The 19,394-nt window shown below is 63.0% G+C and carries 19 protein-coding genes and 1 tRNA gene; 12 read left to right on the forward strand and 8 right to left on the reverse strand.

Annotation, left to right across the window (positions count from 1 at the left end; translation table 11 throughout):
- Positions 1 to 54 precede the first annotated feature (54 nt).
- Positions 55 to 131: transfer RNA gene (locus RGUI_RS15910), tRNA-Met, on the reverse strand.
- Between the two features lie 181 nt (positions 132 to 312).
- On the opposite strand from RGUI_RS15910, the gene RGUI_RS15915 reads away from it, so the two are divergent.
- Positions 313 to 1,602, forward strand: a complete 1,290-nt coding sequence (locus RGUI_RS15915; RefSeq protein ID WP_081534751.1) for an NAD(P)H-dependent oxidoreductase — start codon at positions 313 to 315, stop codon at positions 1,600 to 1,602.
- A 681-nt stretch (positions 1,603 to 2,283) separates the two neighbouring features.
- Here RGUI_RS15915 and RGUI_RS21505 read toward each other — a convergent pair.
- Both RGUI_RS21505 and thyX read right to left on the reverse strand, forming a co-directional pair.
- On the reverse strand, positions 2,284 to 3,255 hold the full coding sequence (locus RGUI_RS21505) for a hypothetical protein (protein WP_156882995.1): 972 nt from the start codon (positions 3,253 to 3,255) through the stop codon (positions 2,284 to 2,286).
- Entirely contained in the window at positions 3,252 to 4,157 is a 906-nt protein-coding gene (gene thyX / locus RGUI_RS15920; RefSeq protein WP_081534753.1) for an FAD-dependent thymidylate synthase, read from the reverse strand. The genes RGUI_RS21505 and thyX overlap by 4 nt, the downstream gene beginning before the upstream one ends.
- 161 nt (positions 4,158 to 4,318) lie before the next feature.
- Between thyX and RGUI_RS15925 the strand changes: the two genes are divergently transcribed.
- Both RGUI_RS15925 and RGUI_RS15930 read left to right on the forward strand, forming a co-directional pair.
- Positions 4,319 to 4,747 carry a VOC family protein gene (locus RGUI_RS15925; protein WP_081534755.1) on the forward strand — a complete coding sequence of 143 codons (429 nt, stop codon included), beginning with the start codon at positions 4,319 to 4,321 and terminating at the stop codon, positions 4,745 to 4,747.
- The gene (locus RGUI_RS15930; RefSeq protein ID WP_081534757.1) at positions 4,741 to 5,433 is read left to right on the forward strand and encodes a DUF1194 domain-containing protein; all 693 of its coding nucleotides are present in this window, start codon (positions 4,741 to 4,743) and stop codon (positions 5,431 to 5,433) included. Before RGUI_RS15925 ends, RGUI_RS15930 begins: the two co-directional genes overlap by 7 nt.
- Positions 5,434 to 5,826: 393 nt before the next feature.
- On the opposite strand, the gene RGUI_RS15940 is transcribed toward RGUI_RS15930, so the two are convergent.
- The 3 genes from RGUI_RS15940 to RGUI_RS15950 all read right to left on the reverse strand — a co-directional run bounded on the left by RGUI_RS15940 (position 5,827) and on the right by RGUI_RS15950 (position 7,082).
- Complete coding sequence (locus RGUI_RS15940; RefSeq protein ID WP_081534761.1) at positions 5,827 to 6,324, reverse strand: MarR family winged helix-turn-helix transcriptional regulator; 498 nt, start codon at positions 6,322 to 6,324, stop codon at positions 5,827 to 5,829.
- 90 nt (positions 6,325 to 6,414) lie between these two features.
- Positions 6,415 to 6,675 (reverse strand): succinate dehydrogenase assembly factor 2, encoded by a 261-nt coding sequence (locus RGUI_RS15945; RefSeq protein WP_081536128.1) that lies wholly within the window; start codon positions 6,673 to 6,675, stop codon positions 6,415 to 6,417.
- A 2-nt stretch (positions 6,676 to 6,677) separates the two neighbouring features.
- Positions 6,678 to 7,082 carry a helix-turn-helix transcriptional regulator gene (locus RGUI_RS15950; RefSeq protein ID WP_081534763.1) on the reverse strand — a complete coding sequence of 135 codons (405 nt, stop codon included), beginning with the start codon at positions 7,080 to 7,082 and terminating at the stop codon, positions 6,678 to 6,680.
- A gap of 88 nt (positions 7,083 to 7,170) precedes the next feature.
- Here RGUI_RS15950 and RGUI_RS15955 point away from each other — a divergent pair, with 88 nt between their 5' ends.
- Together RGUI_RS15955 and RGUI_RS15960 are read left to right on the forward strand one after the other, a co-directional pair.
- A complete protein-coding gene (locus RGUI_RS15955) occupies positions 7,171 to 8,373 on the forward strand; it encodes a pyridoxal phosphate-dependent aminotransferase (RefSeq protein ID WP_081534765.1) in 1,203 nt (400 codons plus the stop codon).
- Positions 8,374 to 8,511: 138 nt separating this feature from the next.
- Positions 8,512 to 9,948 (forward strand): dihydrolipoyl dehydrogenase, encoded by a 1,437-nt coding sequence (locus RGUI_RS15960; protein ID WP_081534767.1) that lies wholly within the window; start codon positions 8,512 to 8,514, stop codon positions 9,946 to 9,948.
- A 22-nt stretch (positions 9,949 to 9,970) separates the two neighbouring features.
- Here RGUI_RS15960 and RGUI_RS15965 read toward each other — a convergent pair whose 3' ends face one another.
- Complete coding sequence (locus RGUI_RS15965; RefSeq protein WP_081534769.1) at positions 9,971 to 11,542, reverse strand: lysine--tRNA ligase; 1,572 nt, start codon at positions 11,540 to 11,542, stop codon at positions 9,971 to 9,973.
- Between the two features lie 112 nt (positions 11,543 to 11,654).
- On the opposite strand from RGUI_RS15965, the gene RGUI_RS15970 reads away from it, so the two are divergent.
- The gene (locus RGUI_RS15970; RefSeq protein WP_256387854.1) at positions 11,655 to 12,077 is read left to right on the forward strand and encodes a tellurite resistance TerB family protein; all 423 of its coding nucleotides are present in this window, start codon (positions 11,655 to 11,657) and stop codon (positions 12,075 to 12,077) included.
- A gap of 1 nt (position 12,078) precedes the next feature.
- Positions 12,079 to 12,447, forward strand: a complete 369-nt coding sequence (locus RGUI_RS15975; protein ID WP_081534771.1) for a hypothetical protein — start codon at positions 12,079 to 12,081, stop codon at positions 12,445 to 12,447.
- Positions 12,448 to 12,453: 6 nt separating this feature from the next.
- Here RGUI_RS15975 and RGUI_RS15980 read toward each other — a convergent pair whose 3' ends face one another.
- Positions 12,454 to 13,818 (reverse strand): MATE family efflux transporter, encoded by a 1,365-nt coding sequence (locus RGUI_RS15980; protein WP_081534773.1) that lies wholly within the window; start codon positions 13,816 to 13,818, stop codon positions 12,454 to 12,456.
- Between the two features lie 533 nt (positions 13,819 to 14,351).
- On the opposite strand from RGUI_RS15980, the gene RGUI_RS15985 reads away from it, so the two are divergent.
- From RGUI_RS15985 to RGUI_RS16000, 5 genes are all read left to right on the forward strand, one after another.
- A complete protein-coding gene (locus tag RGUI_RS15985; RefSeq protein ID WP_081534775.1) occupies positions 14,352 to 15,092 on the forward strand; it encodes a hypothetical protein in 741 nt (246 codons plus the stop codon).
- 130 nt (positions 15,093 to 15,222) lie between these two features.
- The gene (gene parE, locus RGUI_RS15990; RefSeq protein ID WP_081534777.1) at positions 15,223 to 17,184 is read left to right on the forward strand and encodes a DNA topoisomerase IV subunit B; all 1,962 of its coding nucleotides are present in this window, start codon (positions 15,223 to 15,225) and stop codon (positions 17,182 to 17,184) included.
- Positions 17,185 to 17,751 carry a hypothetical protein gene (locus RGUI_RS21510; protein WP_156882996.1) on the forward strand — a complete coding sequence of 189 codons (567 nt, stop codon included), beginning with the start codon at positions 17,185 to 17,187 and terminating at the stop codon, positions 17,749 to 17,751.
- A gap of 146 nt (positions 17,752 to 17,897) precedes the next feature.
- Positions 17,898 to 18,611 (forward strand): DUF5765 domain-containing protein, encoded by a 714-nt coding sequence (locus tag RGUI_RS15995; protein WP_081534779.1) that lies wholly within the window; start codon positions 17,898 to 17,900, stop codon positions 18,609 to 18,611.
- A gap of 62 nt (positions 18,612 to 18,673) precedes the next feature.
- Positions 18,674 to 19,384: a DUF1194 domain-containing protein gene (locus RGUI_RS16000; protein ID WP_081536130.1), complete on the forward strand. Its 711-nt coding sequence runs from the start codon at positions 18,674 to 18,676 to the stop codon at positions 19,382 to 19,384.
- The last annotated feature ends 10 nt before the right edge of the window (positions 19,385 to 19,394 follow it).

The raw sequence follows: 19,394 nt of genomic DNA on the forward strand, positions 1-19,394 counted from the left end.
CGGTCAGGCCGGGCTGCGTGCGCCGCGGCTGGACCGAATTCCATCTGGAAGGGATGGTAGCGGAGGAGGGACTTGAACCCCCGACACAAGGATTATGATTCCTCTGCTCTAACCAACTGAGCTACTCCGCCGAAGCGTGGCGCTAGGTAAGCGAGGCCGCCGGGGGCGTCAAGGGAAAAACTCTGGCAAAAATGGTCGATGGCCGGGCAATTGCCGCACCGGCCCCCGTCCCCTAAGCTCTTGCGACCGGGTTTGACCCTGCGCGGCGTGCCGAAGGCCCCGCAAGGGCCGGGGAGAGAGGGGAGGCGTTCAATGAATCTTGCAAGGCTGGCCGCGGAAGCGGCAGAGCGTAACAGCCCGGTGCGGGCCGGGCTGATCGGGGCGGGGAAGTTCGGGTCCATGTTCCTCAGCCAGGTGCCGACCATCGAAGGCCTGGAGATCGCGGCCATCGCGGATCTGGATGTCGACCGGGCGCGCACCGCCTGCCGCGCGGTGGGTTGGGACGAGGCGCGGATTGCGGCCACCGCCTTTGTCGAGGACGGCACGGCCCTTGCCGCGCGCGACGATGTCGATGTTGTGGTGGAGGCGACGGGCAACCCCCGGGCCGGCATCGCCCATGCCCGTGCGGCCATCGCCGCGGGCAAGCATATCGTGATGGTCAATGTCGAGGCCGATGTTCTGGCCGGCCCCGCGCTTGCGGGGGAGGCCGCGGCGGCCGGTGTCGTCTATTCCATGGCCTATGGCGACCAGCCCGCGCTGGTGGCCGAAATGGTCGACTGGGCGCGGGCGGCGGGCTTTTCCGTCGCGGCGGCGGGCAAGGGCACGAAATACCTGCCCGCCTATCACGCTGTCACCCCGGACGATGTCTGGTCCCATTACGGGCTGACGGCGGAGGAGGCCGCGCGCGCGGGCATGAACCCGCAGATGTTCAACTCTTTCCTCGACGGCACGAAAAGCGGCATCGAAATGGTCGCCATCGCGAATGCCTGCGGTCTGACCGTGCCCGAGGCGGGGCTGTCCTTCCCGCCCTGCGGCGTGGACGATCTGGCCCATGTGCTGCGCCCCAGGGACCTCGGCGGTCAGTTGGAGGGGCGCGGGATGGTGGAGACGATCTCCTCGATTGAACGCGACGGGCGGCCGGTCTTCCGCGATCTGCGCTGGGGCGTCTATGTGGTGCTGGAGGCGCCCAACGACTATGCCGCCGCCTGTTTCCGCCAATACGGCCTGCCCACGGATTCCACCGGGCGCTTTGCGGCGATGTACAAGCCCTTTCACCTGATCGGGCTGGAGCTGTCGATCTCGGTGCTGAGCGCGGCGCTGCGCGGGGAGCCGACCGGGGCGGCCCGGGCCATGCACGGCACCGTGGTGTCCGTTGCGAAGCGCGACCTGAAGGCGGGGGAGCGGCTGGACGGCGAGGGCGGCTATACCGTCTGGGGAAAGGCGCAGCCGGTTGTGCGGGCGCGCACGGCGCTGCCCATCGGGCTGGCGCACGGGGTGACCCTGCGGCGCGATATTCCGGCGGGCGACGTGGTCGAGGCATCCGATGTCGATCTGGACGACGATCCGGTGCTGGCGCTTTATCGGGGGCTGGTGGAGGGCTGAGACGGGCGCCCGCGGTCCGGAGAGTTGGGGGCGCCGCTTCGTCAACACACGACGGGCAACGCCCCCAACCGACCAGAGTACTCGTTACAAGCCTGTAAGCGGCTGTACCGCGGGCCATAAATCACTCGGCCCGTGATATGCAGTAAGCGCTTCGAACCCGGCGAAACTGGGTGGAAATTTCGTAAGTTTTTAGGTTTTTTGCGTCGAAGTTCGGGCACGGCCCGCCGGGGGGCATTTGTGCGTGGCCTGACCCTGCGGATCGACGGTCTGGTTGGGGGGATTGAAAGGGGGCCGGGATGCGCCGGCGGTCGGCTGACGGCCGTCGTGGGGACGTGCCATAAGCCAGGGGCGCCGACCCGTCACAACACGACAGGCGACGCCCCCAACCGAACTTGTTACTCGTTACCGGCCTACAAGTGGCTTCACGAAGGGCCTTAAATCACGCGGCCCGTAACCGCATATAGCCCCCGGAACCCGGCGAAATTGGGTGAAGATTTCGTAAGTTTTTAGGTTTTTTGCGCCCAATTCACGACACAGTCGGGCGGAGGCGTGGTGGGGGCATTTGTGTCGGGGGGCGTGGGAGTAACCGGAGCGCCTTTTGAGGGGCACGCGTCGCTCGTTGGTAAGATGCAGTGTAGGCTGCTCGGCAATGGGCGGCACACTACTTTCTCTAGACTAGTGTTAAATCCCGATCTTGGCCGCCAGATAGTTTGCTGTGAGCCCGAATAATACGGAAGCGGCTCCAGCGAAAATAAACTTCACCCAGACGATAAACATATTGTTCCGTTGCATTTTTTCTAAGGCCTTATCTGCCTCTGACAAGCATACCAGTGAATACGGGCCCGAGCGAGATATTGCCTTCTTTGCCCAAACTGATAGCGGAGAGGCTGCTGCTAGTGATGCAGATATCGCTGCGAACGAAATGAGGCATGCGGTAAATAACGAGTGAGAGTCTGATACGCTATCGCTTAAGAATGCGAAAGAAAAGTAGCATGAGGCAGATGCTGCCAATGCCTTAACGACTACAGGTGTGGCTGGTGCTAAGACCTTTGTTAAATGGCCGAATGCACTCTGTCGGCTCTTGGGGAGACCGCTAAACCAATCTTCGATCTGCGCCTCGAAATTACGTGCAACTGCCAAGTCAACATACTGAATATCTGCTCGCGCAGTGCCCGTTTCGAGTTCATAGAAAATGTTCTTTTCTCCCTCGGTCGCATCTTTAATTCTGAATCTATTGACCACCCCTAGCGTACTTCGCAGTCCAACAGAAACGTTGTAGGGCTTTGCTTCTTTGGTCTTGGGTAGTAAAATAAGGAAGTCGTAATCAATTTCCACGTTCTCTGTCGAAATATTTCTGTTTAGCCCTTGGGCCATGAAGCGCTCCATTGAGCTAAACCTTTCGACTTGGCTATTGCTATAGCGCACAGCGACAGTGCAGCCGGATGCTTCGCAAGTATATTGCTCTAATGTCTGCTCAATAATTCGGTGTAGGTTTGCAATTGCATGGGCATCTGTTCGGTGGTGGTCAAAGAAAAGCTGGGAAATGTGCTCTATCTTGCTGGTCAAGCTGTTATATACATCTTGGACAACTTGGATGCTGACTGAGCGGCCAGTTCCAGTAACGACTTCAGCATTATCTTTGATGTCCGTCATTTCAACACCCCCTCGAACTCCCGCCATTCCCCCTTGGACATGCCGGAGGTTTCCTGCGTCACCGTCTCTCCCTTCAGCATACGCCGGATGCAGTCCATCGCGGTGGCGGACAGATTGACGCCCCCCATCCGGTAATCGGCAAAGGCTGCATAGGCCAGCGGCACCCAGTCGGCGACGATCTCGCACATCAGTTGGGCGTAGACGCGGATTTCGTATTGGGCGTGCACGTCCGCCCGCAGCCGCAGGAAGTGGAAAAGGTTGTGAAGATCGGTCTTCCAATACCATTGGGTATAGATATTGGCGGGCAGGTTCATACGGGCCAATTCGCGGGCAAGGCCCTTTTGCCCCTCCTGGCTCAGCATCGCCTCGTAATTGTCATAGGCGCGGGCGGCGTCGGTTTTCAGGATGTCCAGCACGCGGGCGGCCTCTTCGCCCTCCAGCAATTCGCCGCGGCCCTGGTTGTTGACGGTGGATTGGGCGGCCAGCGCGTCGGGGGCGGGGATATAGAATTCCCGGTCGAGGATCGAATACCGGGCAGAGTATTCGTTGACGTTGGCGGTGCGGTGCCTGATCCACTGGCGGGCGACGAAGACCGGCAGTTTGACGTGGAATTTGACCTCGCACATCTCGAACGGGGTCGAGTGCCAGTGGCGCATCAGGTACCGGATCAGCCCCTCGTCATTGCTGACGGATTTGGTGCCCTTGCCGTAGCTGACCCGCGCGGCCTGACAGATCGCGGCGTCGTCGCCCATGTAATCGATGACGCGGACAAAGCCGTGGTCCAGCACCGGATGGGCGGTGTAAAGCCGCGCCTCCATCCCCCGGGCGGTCGCGCGAAGCGTGGGCCGGGTTTCGCGGCGTTCGGCCTCGATCTCGGCAAGCTGTTCTTCGGTCAACGGCATGGGCGCGGTCCTTTCGCGTATAAGACGAGTCGCGCCATACTATATCTATGTGGGCCGTTCGGGGGAACAGCCATATGATGTAAGGCGCGGTCGGCTTGCCGCGCCCCTCGCCCCCGGCGCCGGGCGTGCTAGAGTCGGGGGAAGAAGAAGGAGGGTGCCTTATGGAAGTCCGCTATCTGCATACCATGGTCCGGGTGAAGGACCTTGAGAAATCCATCGCGTTCTATGAACTGCTGGGTCTGAAGGAGACCCGGCGAAAGGACAGCGAGGGCGGCCGGTTCACGCTGGTGTTCATGGCGCCGCCGGGGCAGCCGGATTGCCCTGTCGAACTGACCTATAACTGGGACGGGGACGAGGGGTTGCCCTCCGACAGTCGCCATTTCGGGCATCTGGCCTACGAGGTGGAGAATATCTATGAGATGTGCGCGCATCTGCAGGCGAACGGCGTGACCATCAACCGCCCGCCGCGGGATGGGCACATGGCGTTCGTGCGCAGCCCCGACAATATCTCGGTCGAGCTGTTGCAGAAGGGCGGCAGCCTTGCCCCCGCCGAACCCTGGGCCAGCATGGAAAACACGGGCCATTGGTAAGGCTGGCGCTGCTTGGCCTTGCCGTTCCTGCCCCGGCAGAGGCGTGTCGGCTGGCGCTGCTGCTGGCGCTCGACGTGTCATCCTCCGTCGACCGGGCGGAGGATGCGCTGCAACGGGCGGGGCTGGCCGCGGCACTGACGGCACCGGCGGTGCAGGCGGCGTTTCTGTCCGGGCCGGGCCCGGTGGCGCTGGCCGTCTATGAGTGGAGCGGGCGCAATCAGCAGAAGCTGGTGCTGGGCTGGCGGTTTCTGGACAGCCCCGCGGCGATTACCCGGGCGGCGGGCGAGATCGCCGGGTCGCGCCGGTCCCATGCCGAATTCCCGACGGCGATGGGCTTTGCCCTTGGCCATGCAAGCAAGATGTTCGAGACCGCGCCGGCGTGCCTCTCCCGAACGCTGGACGTCTCGGGCGACGGGGTCAACAATGACGGGTTCGGGCCGGATCTGGCCTATCGCAATTTTCAGTTCGACGGGATCACGGTGAACGGGCTGGCCATCGGCGGCGCGACAGGGGATGACGGCGACGTCTTCGACTATTACCGCGACCATGTGATCCGGGGGCCGGGGGCCTTTGTCGAGACCGCGGGCGATTTCGAGGATTTCGAGCGGGCCATGCGGCGCAAGCTGAAGCGCGAGGTCAGCGTGCGGGTCTATGGGGCGCTTGGGGAGGGGATTGCCCTGCCGTAACGCCGGCGCCGTGTTGGTCGGTTGGGGCGGGATTTTGTCTCGCGGCGGCCGGCACCGCCGTTCTGGCGGGCGCTCCGCACAGCAGGTGGCAGATGCTGCGGCTGCGGAGGAACGTGAATTCCGGGGGTGTGATCTTTGGGCGGGCTGCGATGACGGGCAAGCCAAAGGAAAACGCGTTTGCAAGCGCGCTGGATTGTCCAGATCGCTTCGGTCGGGCAGAGGGTCTTTTTCCGGACCTGATCGCCGCGTCACGGGCAGGTGCCCCGGGCTGCGGGGCCGTTGTCGAATCCGCACCGGGAGTCGAGGATTTCTGATACCGCGCCGGGTCGCACGTTTCTGCGCGATTGCCTGACGGCGGCCTTGGGATGGCCTTGGGGCGGCGGTTCGCCGACCTTAGTAGATATAGCGAATCTGGTCGCTCCAGTACCGCTCCATCCGCTTCAGCGCGGCGGTGATGTCGGACAGGCCCTCGCTCGTGACGACGCTGCGCGAAAGCAGCCCTTCGGCGTGGCGCGCGAACAGGCCCGCGACGATGTCGCGAATTTCCCGCCCCTTCGGGGTCAGGCGCACGCGAACGGCGCGGCGGTCGATCTCGCAGCGCTGATGGTGCATGTAGCCTTTTTCGACCAGCTTCTTGAGGTTGTAGGACACGTTGGAGCCCTGATAGTAGCCGCGGCTTTTCAACTCGCCCGCGGTGACCTCGTTCTCGCCGATGTTGAACAGCAACAGCGCCTGAACCGCGTTCAGTTCCAGCACGCCGAGCCGTTCGAACTCGTCCTTGATGACATCCAGAAGGAGCCTGTGCAGACGCTCCACCAGGGAGAGCGCCTCAAGATAATCGCCCATGACGCCAGCGGTTTCACCGGTCGCAAGGGAGGGGTGTATACTCATGTCTGTCTCCGCCGTTCGCGTTACAGACAGAGGAATAAGAAATGAGTCGCGAATATTCAGTTAAAGCCGTGAAAAAGCGCCCAAACCTTGTCAGCGACCGGCCTGCCGCGCGGACAGTTCCGCGATCAGGGCCGCATAGTGGACGGGCGCGCTGGCCTGCCCCGTAACCCATTGGTAGAGCGCATGATCGTCTTCGCCCAGGAGCGAATCGAACAGCTCAAGATCGGCGCCATCCAACTGGCCGAGATACTGGTCGGCATAGCCGCCGAGAATCAGGTCCATCTCCTTGGTGCCTCGGCGCCATGCGCGGATATGCATCCGCTTGCGCCGGTCCTCCAGTGACTCGCTCATGATCATGCGTGCTCCTTCAGGGCGTGGCGAAGCCGTTTTTCAAGAACGCCCAGCCGGTCGGACAGCCGGGACATCTCGGATTTGACCTGCCGAACTTCGGTCAGAACGGCCCGGATGTCACCCGACAGGGTCACGTCCTCGACCGGGCCGTCCAGCCCGTCTCCATGGCCGTTCAATAGCCACATCATCGAGACATTCAAGACGCCGGCCATCATCTGAAGCTTGTTGGCGCGCGGTTCCGAGATGTCTTCTTCCCAGCCGCGAACGGTCTGAAGCTTCACGCCCAGCCGTTTTGCCAGTTCCGTCTGGGTCATGCCCAGCGCCTCGCGCGCGCCGGCGACCCGGTCACCGAAGGTCGCCGACTCTTCCGAATACCAGTCGGAACCGGAATTGTTGTTTTCGCTCATCGCCCCCGCCTTTCCGCCAATCCCGCTTGCATCGATCCTGCCTCGCACCCTATGAGAAAGGAGTTTTTCTTTCAAACCGGAGGCGACCATGTCCTTTCTGTCTGCGACACTCTCGCGGGTCAAACCCTCACCGACCATCGCGGTGACGACCAAGGCGCGGGAGTTGAAGGCCGCGGGCAAGGACGTGATCGGCCTTGGCGCCGGGGAACCCGATTTCGACACGCCCGACAACATCAAGGCCGCCGCGAAGGCCGCCATTGATCGGGGGGAGACGAAATACACCGCCGTTGACGGCCTGCCCGAGCTGAAAAAGGCGATCTGCGACAAGTTCAAGGCCGATAACGGGTTGGACTATACCCCCGCGCAGGTCAGCGTCGGCGCGGGCGGCAAGCAGATCCTCTACAACGCGCTGATGGCCACGTTGAACCCGGGGGATGAGGTGATCATCCCCGCGCCCTACTGGGTCAGCTATCCCGACATGGTGCTGCTGGCGGGCGGCGAGCCGGTGATTGTCGAGGCCGGGATGGAAACCGGTTTCCGCCTGACGCCCGAGGCGCTGGAGGCCGCGATCACGCCGAAGACCAAGTGGTTCATCTTCAACTCGCCCTCGAACCCCACGGGCGCGGGCTATACGCGTGAGCAGTTGAAGGCGCTGACCGACGTGCTGATGAAGCACCCACATGTCTGGGTGATGTCCGACGACATGTATGAAAAGCTGACCTATGGCGATTTCGAATTCTGCACCCCTGCGGAGGTCGAGCCGGGCCTTTATGATCGCACGCTGACCTGCAACGGCGTGTCCAAGGCCTATGCGATGACCGGCTGGCGGATCGGCTATGCCGCGGGGCCGGTTGAACTGATCAAGGCGATGAGCAAGATCCAGTCGCAATCGACCTCCAACCCCAGTTCCATCGCGCAATGGGCAGCCCTTGAAGCGTTGACCGGCACGCAGGATTTCATCCCCGTCAACAACGCCACGTTCGAGCGGCGGCGCAACATGGTGGTGGAGATGCTGAACGCCGCGACGGGGATCACCTGCCCGGTGCCCGAAGGCGCGTTCTATGTCTATCCCTCCATCGCCGGGTGCATCGGCAAGACGTCTCCTGCCGGGGTGAAGATCGAGAATGACGAGGCGTTCGCGACCGCTCTGTTGGAAGAGAAGGGCGTGGCCGTGGTGTTCGGCGCGGCTTTCGGGCTCTCGCCCAACTTCCGGGTCAGCTATGCGACCTCGGACGAGAACCTGATCGAGGCCTGCAAGCGCATTCAGGACTTCTGCGCCAGCCTGACGTGATCGCCGCGCCCTGCCCGGACAAGGCGGCGGTTGAACGCTGAACCTTTGCCGGGCCGGGTCGGAGATCACCGCCCTTTGTGTGGCTGTCCCCGGAAGAACGTGTAGTCTGCCCCCGAGGTAAAGGGGAGGGGCAGAGCCGTGGACGTGATTACCGCAGAGGTTGCGATCATCGGGGCGGGCAGCGCGGGCATGCGCGCCTATCGCGAGGTCACGAAGGTCACCGACAATGTGCTGCTGATCGAGGGCGGGCCCTATGGCACCACCTGTGCGCGGGTCGGCTGCATGCCCTCCAAGCTCTTGATCGCGGCGGCGGAGGCCGCCCATGCGGGGCGCAGCGCCGATCCCTTCGGCGTGACGTTCGGCGCGCCGCAGATCGACGGTGCCGCGGTGATGAAACGGGTGCGGGAGGAGCGTGACCGGTTCGTCGGTCATGTCGTCGCGGCGGTCGAGGACTGGCCAGACCGTCACCGCATCAAGGCCATGGCGACGTTCCGGTCGGACCATGAGCTTGCACTGGACGACGGGCGGATCGTGCGGGCCGACCGGATCGTGATCGCGACCGGGTCGCGCACTAATATCCTGCCGTTCTTCCATGAATTCGGCGACCGGATGATCGTCAACGATGATGTCTTCGACTGGCACGACCTGCCCGGATCCGTCGCCGTGTTCGGGGCCGGTGTGATCGGCCTGGAACTGGGGCAGGCGTTGCACCGCTTGGGCGTGCGGGTGCGCCTGTTCGGACGGGACCACCTTGTCGGCCCGCTGGGCGATCCGGAGGTGCGGGACAAGGCGCTGGAGATCTTCACCGGTGCGCTTGATTTTCTTCCCCATGCGGAGGTCAAGCGCCGGGCCTGCACCGAAACCGGCGTGCAGGTCGACTGGGACGAGGACGGCACGACCCGCACGGAAGACTTCGCCTATGCGTTGATCGCCACCGGGCGGCGGCCGAATGTCGACACTCTGGGGCTTGAAAACACCACTCTGGAACGGGACCGGCGGGGTATTCCGGTCTATGATGTGCATACCGGGCAATGCGGCGACAGCCCCATCTTCATCGCGGGGGACGCCAATGACCGGTTTCCGCTGCTCCACGAATCCGCGGATGAGGGCATGGCGGCGGGCTATAATGCCGCGCGGTTTCCGGAGGTGCGGCGCTTTGCGAAAAGCACGCCGATCTCGGTTGTCTTCACCGACCCGCAGATCGCGATGGTGGGCGAGACCTACCGAGACCTGACAGAGCGCGACGCAGACTTCACCGCCGCCGGGTTCGACTGGTCCGGTCAGGGCCGCGCGCGGGTGATGCGCGTGAACGAAGGTCTGTTGCGGATGTATGGGGACCGCAATACCGGCAAACTGCTGGGGGCAGAGATGATCGGCCCGGCGTCAGAACATATCGCGCATCTTTTGGCGTGGTCGATCCAGTCGAACCTGACGGTCGACGAGATGCTGGAACGGCCGTTCTATCACCCCACGCTGGAAGAGGGCGTCAGGACGGCCCTGCGCCGGCTGAACCACGCCATGCAGATGGGGCCGGCCTTCCCGCCGCGCTGTCTGGATTGCGGGCCCGGCTCCTGACCGGTTTACCGGGCCCTTCGGGTCAGTCCCGCGCCAGCGCGTCCTCGATCAGCGTGACGGTTTCATCGACACCGTAAAGCGCGATGAAGCCGCCGAAGCGCGGGCCCTGGCTGGCGCCAAGCAGCACCTCGTAAAGCGCCTTGAACCAGTCGCGCAGGTTTTCGAACCCATGGTCCTTGCCGACGGCGAAGACGAGGCTTTGCAATTCCTCGGCGTCAAGGCCGCCCTCCCACGCCTTCAGGCGGGCCGATAGGTCCTCCATCGCTGCGCGTTCCTGTTCGTCGGGGGCGCGGAATTCGCGGGTGGGGGCCACGAAGTCGCGGAAATAGCGCACCGCGAATGTCGCCGCCTGATCGAGGTCGGGATGGGTTTCGGGCGAGGCTTCGGGCGCATAGCGCCGGATGAACCCCCACAACCCGTCCTTGTCCGTGGCCCCGGCGACCGAGGCGAGGTTCAGCAGCATCGCAAAGGGGACGACCATCCGGCTTTCGGGCGGATTGCCGTTGTGGATGTGCCAGACCGGGTTGGCCAGTTGCGCCTTGAGGTCCTGATCGGGAAAGGCCTTGAGCTGCTGGTGGTATTCGTCCACCGCCTTGGGGATCACGTCGAAATGCAGCCGCTTCGCCGTCTTGGGCTTCTGGTACATGAAATAGGACAGCGACTCGGTGGCCGCATAGGTCAACCACTCGTCGATCGAGATCCCGTTGCCCGATGATTTCGAGATCTTGGCCCCTTCGGCATCGAGGAACAGCTCATAGCTGAAATGGTTCGGCGGCGTGCCCCCCAACGCCCGGCAGATCGCGTCGTAGATCTTTTCGTTGGTGGCGTGTTCCTTGCCGTACATTTCGAAGTCGACACCCAGCGCCGCCCAGCGCGCGCCGAAGTCGGGCTTCCACTGCAGCTTGACGTTGCCGCCCGTGACCGGGAGCGTCCATTCGCGCCCGTCCTCGTCGTCGAAGGTGATCTCGCCCTTCGACCCGTCCACGTTTTTCATCGGCACGTACAGCACGCGGCCCGTTTCGGGGTGGATCGGCAGGAAGATCGAATAGGTCTGCTGCCGCTCCTCGCGCAGCGATTTCAGCATGATCTCCATCAGCCGGTCATAGCGCTCGGCGGCGCGCAGAAGCACCTCATCGAACTGCCCCGAGGCATAGAATTCACGGGCCGAGTAGAATTCGTATTCGAACCCGAAGGTGTCGAGAAACCGCCGCAGCATGGCGTTGTTGTGGTGGCCGAAGCTTTCGAACTCTCCGAACGGGTCGGGCACGCTTGTCAGCGGCTTCTGGATGTTGGCGCGCAGCATCTCCTGGTTCGGGACGTTGTCGGGAACCTTGCGCATCCCGTCTAGGTCGTCGGAAAAACAGATCAGCCGGGTGGGGATGTCGCTGATCGCCTCGAACGCGCGGCGGATCATCGTGGTGCGCAGCACTTCGCCGAAGGTGCCGATATGGGGCAGGCCGGACGGGCCATACCCCGTCTCGAACAGGACATAGCCCTTTTCCGGCGGCGTCTTTTCCACGCGTTTCAAGAGCTTGCGCGCTTCTTCGAAGGGCCAGGCCTTGGAACTCATCGCGGCGTCGCGCAGATCGGACATGTCATCACTCCAGACGGGCCGGACCCCATGCCCGGCAAGGCGCGACTCCTATTGCCCGTCCCGCCTGCCGTCAATATTCTGCGCCGCAACAAGAGACTGGAAGGAGGCGGGATTGACATCCACCCAAGCGCCGATAACCGCGCAGGATGCGCTGGTTGCCATCATGATCGCGGTGTCCGCATCGGATGAAAACATCCGAACCGCGGAACTTGTCAGCATCGAACGGATGGTGGACCACCTTCCGGTGTTCGCCGATTACGATCAGGACCGTATCCGCGTGGTCGCCCAGACCGTGCTGGAGTTGTTCGAGGAATACGAAGGTTTGGATGCGCTGTTCGGTCTGGTTCGGGACGCTTTGCCCGAGAAGCTGTATGAAACAGCCTATGTCATGGCCTGCGATGTCGCCGCGGCCGACGGCAAGCTGGGAGAGCAGGAACTGCGTCTCTTGGCGGAAATCCGGTATGAGCTGAACATCGACCGGCTGGCCGGGGCGGCCATCGAACGCGCGGCGCGCGCGCGTCACCGGGTGCTGTGACATGGTGCCGGTGGACGTGCCGGGCCGGTTCTGGCCTTTTGCGGATGCTTTCGTGGCGGGGGCGACCGTGGTGATCGACCGGCCAAAGGGGTCGGGTCATCCGCGCTTTCCCCAGATCACCTATCCGCTGGATTATGGCTATCTGGAGGGGACGCAGGCCATCGATGGCGGCGGCGTCGATATCTGGCGGGGCAGCCTGTCGGGGGGCCGTGTGACCGGGGTCATCGCCTCGATGGACCTGATGAAACGGGATGGGGAACTGAAGCTTCTGATCGCCTGCACGGCCGAGGAGATGGAGGTCATCCTTGCCTTCCACAACCAGGCGGATTTCGTGGCCGGGGCGCTGATCGAACGGCCAGCCGGGGTTTGACGGCCCCTAGCGGGCCGTTGCCGATCCATGGTGGCGCCAGAACCGCGCCATCATCAACACGCCCGCCAGCGCCAGACCCGATGCGAGCCCGAGCCACACGCCAATGCCCTGAAAGTTCAGGACAAACCCCAGGACATAGGCGACGGGCAACCCGACCAGCCAATAGCTGATGGCGGCCATGACCATCGGTGCGCGGGTGTCCTGCACCCCGCGCAGAAGGCCAAGCGCCATCACCTGCGCAGCATCGACAAGCTGAAACAGCGCTGCGGCCGCCAAGAGCGCGGTGCCGATGGCCAGCACCTCCGCGCTGTCAGGAGAGGCGGGGTCGAGAAACAGCCCGACAAGGGGCGCGGGGTAGCCGAGAAACAGAACGACCGAGGCGGCCACGGCGCCCCCGGACAGTGCCAGGACCGTCACCGCGCCGCGCCGAAGGGCGACGCTGTCGCCTTGCCCGAAGGCGCGGCCCGCCCGGATCGTGGCGACATTGGAAAGCCCCAGATGCACCATGAATACCGCAGAGGCGATTTGGAGTGCGATGCCGTGCGCGGCCAGCGTCAGGGGGCCAAGCCATCCCATCATCACCGATGACATCGCGAACAGGCCGACCTCTGCGAGATTGGTCAGCCCGATTGGCCAGCCCAGGCGGAAGACGCTGGCAAGGGCATCCCGGTCCGGTCGCCAGAAGCGTTGAAACAGCCTGTGGTCGGGAAAGGCCCGGGCGGCATAGACGATCAGCAGGACCATCGACACAAGGTGCACCAGCACCGAGGCCAGCGCCGCCCCCCTTATGCCAAGCTCCAGCGCGCCGAAATGGCCGAAGATCAGAACATAATTCCCCGCGATATTGACCGCGACGGCGCCAAGCGTGACCCACAGAACGACCCGGGTGTGTTCCAGCGCGGCAAGGTGGCTTTTCAGGACCATGACCACGAGGGCGGGAATGATCGCAGGCCCCGTGATCGTCAGGTATTGCTGGGCCAGCCGGGCGATTCCGGGGTCCTGTCCGCCGCTGAGAAACAGCCGTTCGGCGAACAGAAAGACGGGCACGGTCAGCAGCCCGAAACCGATTGAAATCCAAAGGCCCATACGCGTTGCGCGGCGCGCCTGCGTTTCGTCCCCGGCCCCAAGCGCGGCAGCCACCATCGGCATCACCGCCCATGCAAAGCCCGACCCCATGATGAACAACACGAAGAAGAGCGAGGCGCCAAGCACCTCGGCCGCCAGCGTTTCGACATCGTAGCGGCCCAGCATCACCGCATCGGTCAACGTGATCGCGAACTGCGCCAGATGGCTGCCGATCAGCGGCAGGCCCAGCGCCAGCGCTGCACGCAGATGCGAAAGATAGCCCTGGGGGGACGCCGCCGTGGTCATGCCGGGGGCTTAGCCTTGGGCTATCAACCCGGCAAGTGGCAACCGGCCGTGCCGTCGCGACACGCGCCGATGCCGAACGCGATCCGAGCCCTTACGTGACCCGAAAACCGGCGCTTTTCGGGGCGGGCGTGGTCAGGAAATCCTGACTTTGCCGTCATGGTGGGGGCATGCGACGAGAGTGATTCTAAGCAGGCGGTCACGTCTTGTCCCCCGACAGCCCCAATGCGACTCGCTGCCGCAATCCTTGCGTGAATCCGGCCTTTCGATGTCATTCCTGAGGCGAGGCCCCGTCTGTCACGCTGCTGTTCCTGCTTGTCGCGATGTGGCGAAAAACCATTTATTGTCAGCGCATTAAGCCCCTTTCTCGCTTGCCCGTGCGGGGGGCGGCGACCCGTTGAAAAAGTAAAAAAAACGTTGATTGGAACGGTCACATGTGGGACATTATTCCTATGACTACGGGGAGGGGGCTCTCATGTGGAATCTATGTGGGTATGCTTGCCTCAATGATTTGGGAAAGAAATAGGACGTCTGATATGACAAACCTGAAATTCTCCAAAGCCATGGCGTTCGGGCTTTGCTCGTCGCTTGTGGCGCTGATGGCGGTTCCGGCCTCTGCGCTGACGGTCCGGATTACCGATAACACTGCGTCCTCGTTCCTGGTGGCTGACGGCGGTGCACTCGACGCCGACGGCATTGCCAACAACGAGGTGACCTTCGAATGTGCCGCATGCGGCGGCGTGGCTGGCTGGTCGTCGGTCTCTGTCGACGCGTCGGCAACCCCGGCGGCCAACGTTGGTCTGCCCGGCATCCTGAACGTGCTGAACCTGAGCGTCGATGCGACCAGCCCGACTGTCGCCTCGCTGGTTATCGAAGCGACCCAGACGGGTATGACCTTCAACCAGATCGCGGCCTTCTGGGAACAGTATCACCAGGCGACCGGCAACGTCAGCAACACGACGGGTGGCGGCACCTACTCGATCGAAGCCTGGTATGACGCGAGCAACACCGCGTTCGGCTATGGCAGCCAGATCGACGGCACCTTCGCCGGTGGCACCGGCGTTGCAGCCTTCAGCGCTTCGGACAGCGACCCGGCCGCGAACACGACGTTCTCGATGACGACGCGGATCGAAATCAGTCATTTCGGCAGCAGCGTCACGTCGCAGATCGACTCGCAGGCGCACATCGTTGCCTCCGAAATCCCGGTTCCGGCCGCTGGCTTCCTTCTGGTCGGTGCGCTTGGCCTGATCGGTGCTGCGTCGCGCCGCAAGGGTTAAGAAACCAATTTTGAATTCTTGAAGAGCGGCGGGTTTTCCCGCCGCTTTTTCTATGCGCCGCGGTGCCATTGCCTGAACCGGGGACTGCTGCTCTAATACGGGTCAATCAACCGAAAAGAGCAGTAACCCAATGGCCGACGATCTCCTATCCTCTTCCAGCAATGAAACCTCCTATGATGCTTCGTCCATCGAGGTGTTGGAGGGGCTGGAGCCCGTCCGCAAACGCCCAGGCATGTATATCGGCGGCACCGATGACCGGGCGTTGCACCACCTTGTGGCCGAGGTTCTGGACAACGCGATGGACGAGGCCGTGGCAGGCCATGCCACCCGGATCGAGGTCGAACTGCACGAGGACCACTCGGTCACCATCCGTGACAACGGGCGCGGTATCCCCGTCGACCCGCACCCGAAGTTTCCCGACAAGTCCGCGTTGGAGGTGATCCTGTGCACACTGCACGCGGGCGGCAAGTTTTCCGGCAAGGCGTATCAGACCTCCGGTGGCCTGCACGGCGTGGGGGTGTCGGTCGTCAACGCCCTGTCGGACCGTCTGCGGGTCGAGGTTGCCCGGAACCGCGAACTCTTCGCGCAGGAGTTTTCTCGCGGCATCCCGCAAGGCCCGTTGGAAAAGCTCGGGCCCACCCCCAACCGCCGCGGCACCACCGTCACCTTCCACGCGGATGAGGATATCTTCGGCAGCCACCGTTTCAAACCCGCGCGGCTGTTCAAGATGGCCCGGTCCAAGGCGTACCTGTTTTCGGGGGTCGAGATTCGCTGGAAATCCGCGCTGCCGGACGGGGACATGGCGCAGGAGGCCGTGTTCCACTTCCCCGGGGGGTTGTCGGACTACCTGACCGAAACGCTGGGCGCGGCATCGACCTATTCCGACCGGCCCTTTGCCGGGAAGGTCGGTTTCCAGGAGAAGTTCGGGCAGCCGGGCAGCGTCGAATGGGCGATCAACTGGACGCCCTCGCGCGACGGGTTCATCCACTCTTACTGCAACACGGTGCCCACGCCCGAGGGCGGCACGCATGAGGCCGGGTTCTGGGCCGCGATCCTGAAAGGCATCCGCGCCTATGGCGAACTGGCGTCGAACCGCAAGGCCGCGCAGATCACGCGGGACGACCTGATGGGGGGCGGTTGTGCGGTTGTGTCCACCTTCATCCGCGAACCGGAATTCGTGGGCCAGACCAAGGACCGGCTGGCCACGACAGAGGCCGCCCGGCTGGTGGAAGGCGCGGTCAGGGACCATTTCGACCACTGGCTGGCGTCGGACACGAAATCGGCGGGCGCGATCCTCGATTTCCTCGTCCTGCGGGCCGAGGAACGCCTGCGCCGCCGGGCGGAGAAGGAAACCGCCCGGAAATCGGCCACCAAGCGGCTGCGCCTGCCGGGCAAGCTGGTCGATTGCTCCAACACCGCGCGGGAGGGGACGGAGCTGTTCATCGTGGAGGGCGACAGCGCGGGTGGGTCGGCCAAGATGGCGCGGGACCGGAAGACACAGGCGCTCTTGCCGCTCCGGGGCAAGATCCTGAACGTGCTGGGGGCGGCGTCCTCTAAACTCGGCAGCAACGCAGAGATCAACGACCTGACGCAGGCGCTGGGCACCGGCATCGGGACGCGGTTCAACATCGACGACCTGCGCTATGACAAGGTCATCATCATGACCGACGCGGATGTGGACGGGGCGCATATCGCCAGCCTGTTGATGACCTTCTTCTTCACCCAGATGCGCCCGCTGATCGACCACGGGCATCTTTATCTGGCTTGCCCGCCCTTGTTTCGCCTGACCCAAGGGGCGCGGCGCATCTATGCGCTGGACGAGGCGGAAAAGGCGATGTGGCTGGAAAAGGGTCTGGGCGGCAAGGGCAAGATCGACGTCTCCCGCTTTAAAGGCTTGGGCGAGATGGACGCGAAGGATTTGAAGGAAACGACGATGGACCCCGCCAGTCGCAAACTGATCCGCGTGTCCATCGACGAGGACGAACCGGGCGAAACCGCTGATCTGGTGGAGCGCCTGATGGGCAAGAAACCGGAATTGCGGTTCCAGTATATTCAGGAGAATGCGCGGTTCGTGGAGGAGGTGGATGTTTAGGTGTTGGTAGACCCATTTTTGCTTCATCTTCATATCTCTGAAATCCAACGGAAATCCGAGATGGTGAGGGGATCAGCGCAGGCGCTAGAAAAAACCCTCACAACTAGCGCGCCGGTAAATCATGTATTCTTTTATTTGCATAGTATATTGTTTAACTCTGCGGCGGTGTCCCTGTCCTTCTTCCCTCCTCGAAAAAAATACTCTGCAAGAGGGGCAGCACTACGTGCGGCGTTCTCCTCCTGTGAGAACTTGAACGTGTTAAAAGATCGCTCGCTTAGGGATCATATAGTGCATTTTGATGAGCGGCTTGATGACTGGTACCGGGAATCGAAATATAAGAATATTGCGCACGGGCTAATTGGGCCTAGAGACATGGTTGGTGGTCCCTCAATTGACACGGTCGATATTTTCGAACATTACATACCGAGTGAGGGGGTCTATATTTTTCGCGGAGATGAGTTTAATATCGTAAAATTAGTGAAATGCATAGATAGTGTGCATGTTTTGGCGGGGGATATTTGCAAGTATCATTGGGCTGATGAGCGGTTTATCTTGGCGTTGTCTTAGGTTAAAATAATGTCGATTTGACCTCGCCGTCTTGGGGGCTGCCCTCAAAGGGCGTGACAACAGCGCCACCCTCCCTGCGGCCCGCAAGCCCCTTGCCTTTCCGCCAGCCTCCGCCACACTCGCCCTGAACAGGGGAGGAAACGCGCATGTGTTGGAGCGCCGATGTATCGCTTGCCATGGTGGGGCTTGGGGCCGTGGCAACCGGGGTCACCCTCTGGCGGGGGGAGAAGGCGGGCATCTGGGCGACGCTGGGCTATTTCACCTTCATGGAGGGGTTACAGGCCGCAGGCTACGCCGTGGTCGATGACTGCGGCAACCCGGCCAATACCTCTGTCACGCTGCTGTCTTACCTGCATATCGCGTTCCAGCCCTTTTTCATCAACGCCTTCGCCATGGCGCTGATCCCCTATGCGTTGCCCAAGGTCGTGCGCCAGGCGGTCTGGGCCGTTTGCGCGGCCGCCGCGGCCTTCATGGTGGCGCAACTGATCCCGTTGGAGTCCTTGGGCAAATGCGCCCCCGGCTCGGTCCTGTGTGGCGAGCGGATGTGCACCGTGACCGGCACATGGCATATCGGGTGGGAGGTGCCGCTGAACGGGCTGACCGGCCTTGGCTATGAAGTCATGGGCCGGCTGTTCCAGTTCCCCAGTTACCTGATTGCCGGGTTCGTCGTGCCGCTGCTGTACGGGGCGTGGCGCTTCGTTCTCTTCCACGCGATTGCGGGGCCCGGGCTGGCGCTGATGCTGACCTCGAACGCGAACGAGATGCCGGCGGTCTGGTGCCTGTTCTCCATCGGGATCGTGCTGACGGGGATGAGCCCGCTGATCCGCCGCAAGATGGCCGGGCCGCGCGCGGCGGCGTAAGGTCTGGCCGGTGCGGGGCGGCGGGCTATCTGATCGGTGACCCGGATGGAGCCCTCCCCATGCTGCGCCGCCTTGCCCTTGCCCTGACCCTGTTGGCCGCCCCCGCCACGGCGGAGGATGTGGAACTGGAACTCGTGCTGCTGGCCGACGCGTCCGGTTCCATCGACATGGCCGAAATCCGGTTTCAGCGGCAGGGCTATGCCGAGGCGATCACCGACCCGGCGGTCCTGTCGGCCATCGCCAACACCGCCTATGGTCGGATTGCCGTCACCTATGTGGAATGGGCGAGTGCCGGAGAGGAACATGTCGTCGTGCCCTGGACGATCGTCGGTGGGGCCGAGGATGCCGCACGGTTTGCCGAAGACCTGATGATCCCGCCGCGCATGGCCTTTGGGCGCAATTCCATCGGCTCCGCCCTGCTGAAGGGCAAGGCGTTGATCGAGGAGAACGCGATCGAGGGCTGGCGCAAGGTGATCGATTTCTCGGGCGACAGCGCGAACAACTGGAACGGCCCGACGATTGCCGAGGCGCGGGCCGAGGTGCTGGAGGGCGGCATCACCATCAACGGGCTGGCCATCCTGTGCCGCTTTTGCAATGGCCGGCCGTCGGGCGCGGATCTGGAACGGCTGTACCAGGAGCGGATCATCGGCGGGCTGGGCGCCTTCGTGGTGACCGCCGATACGGAGGACAGCTTTGCCGAGGCGGTCAAGCGCAAGCTGATCCTTGAGATCTCGGGGGAGATGCCGGGGCGCAGTTTCGCGGCGGCCGAATAGAAAAGGCCCC

The sequence above is a fragment of the Rhodovulum sp. P5 genome (assembly GCF_002079305.1).
Classification (GTDB): Bacteria; Pseudomonadota; Alphaproteobacteria; order Rhodobacterales; family Rhodobacteraceae; genus Rhodovulum.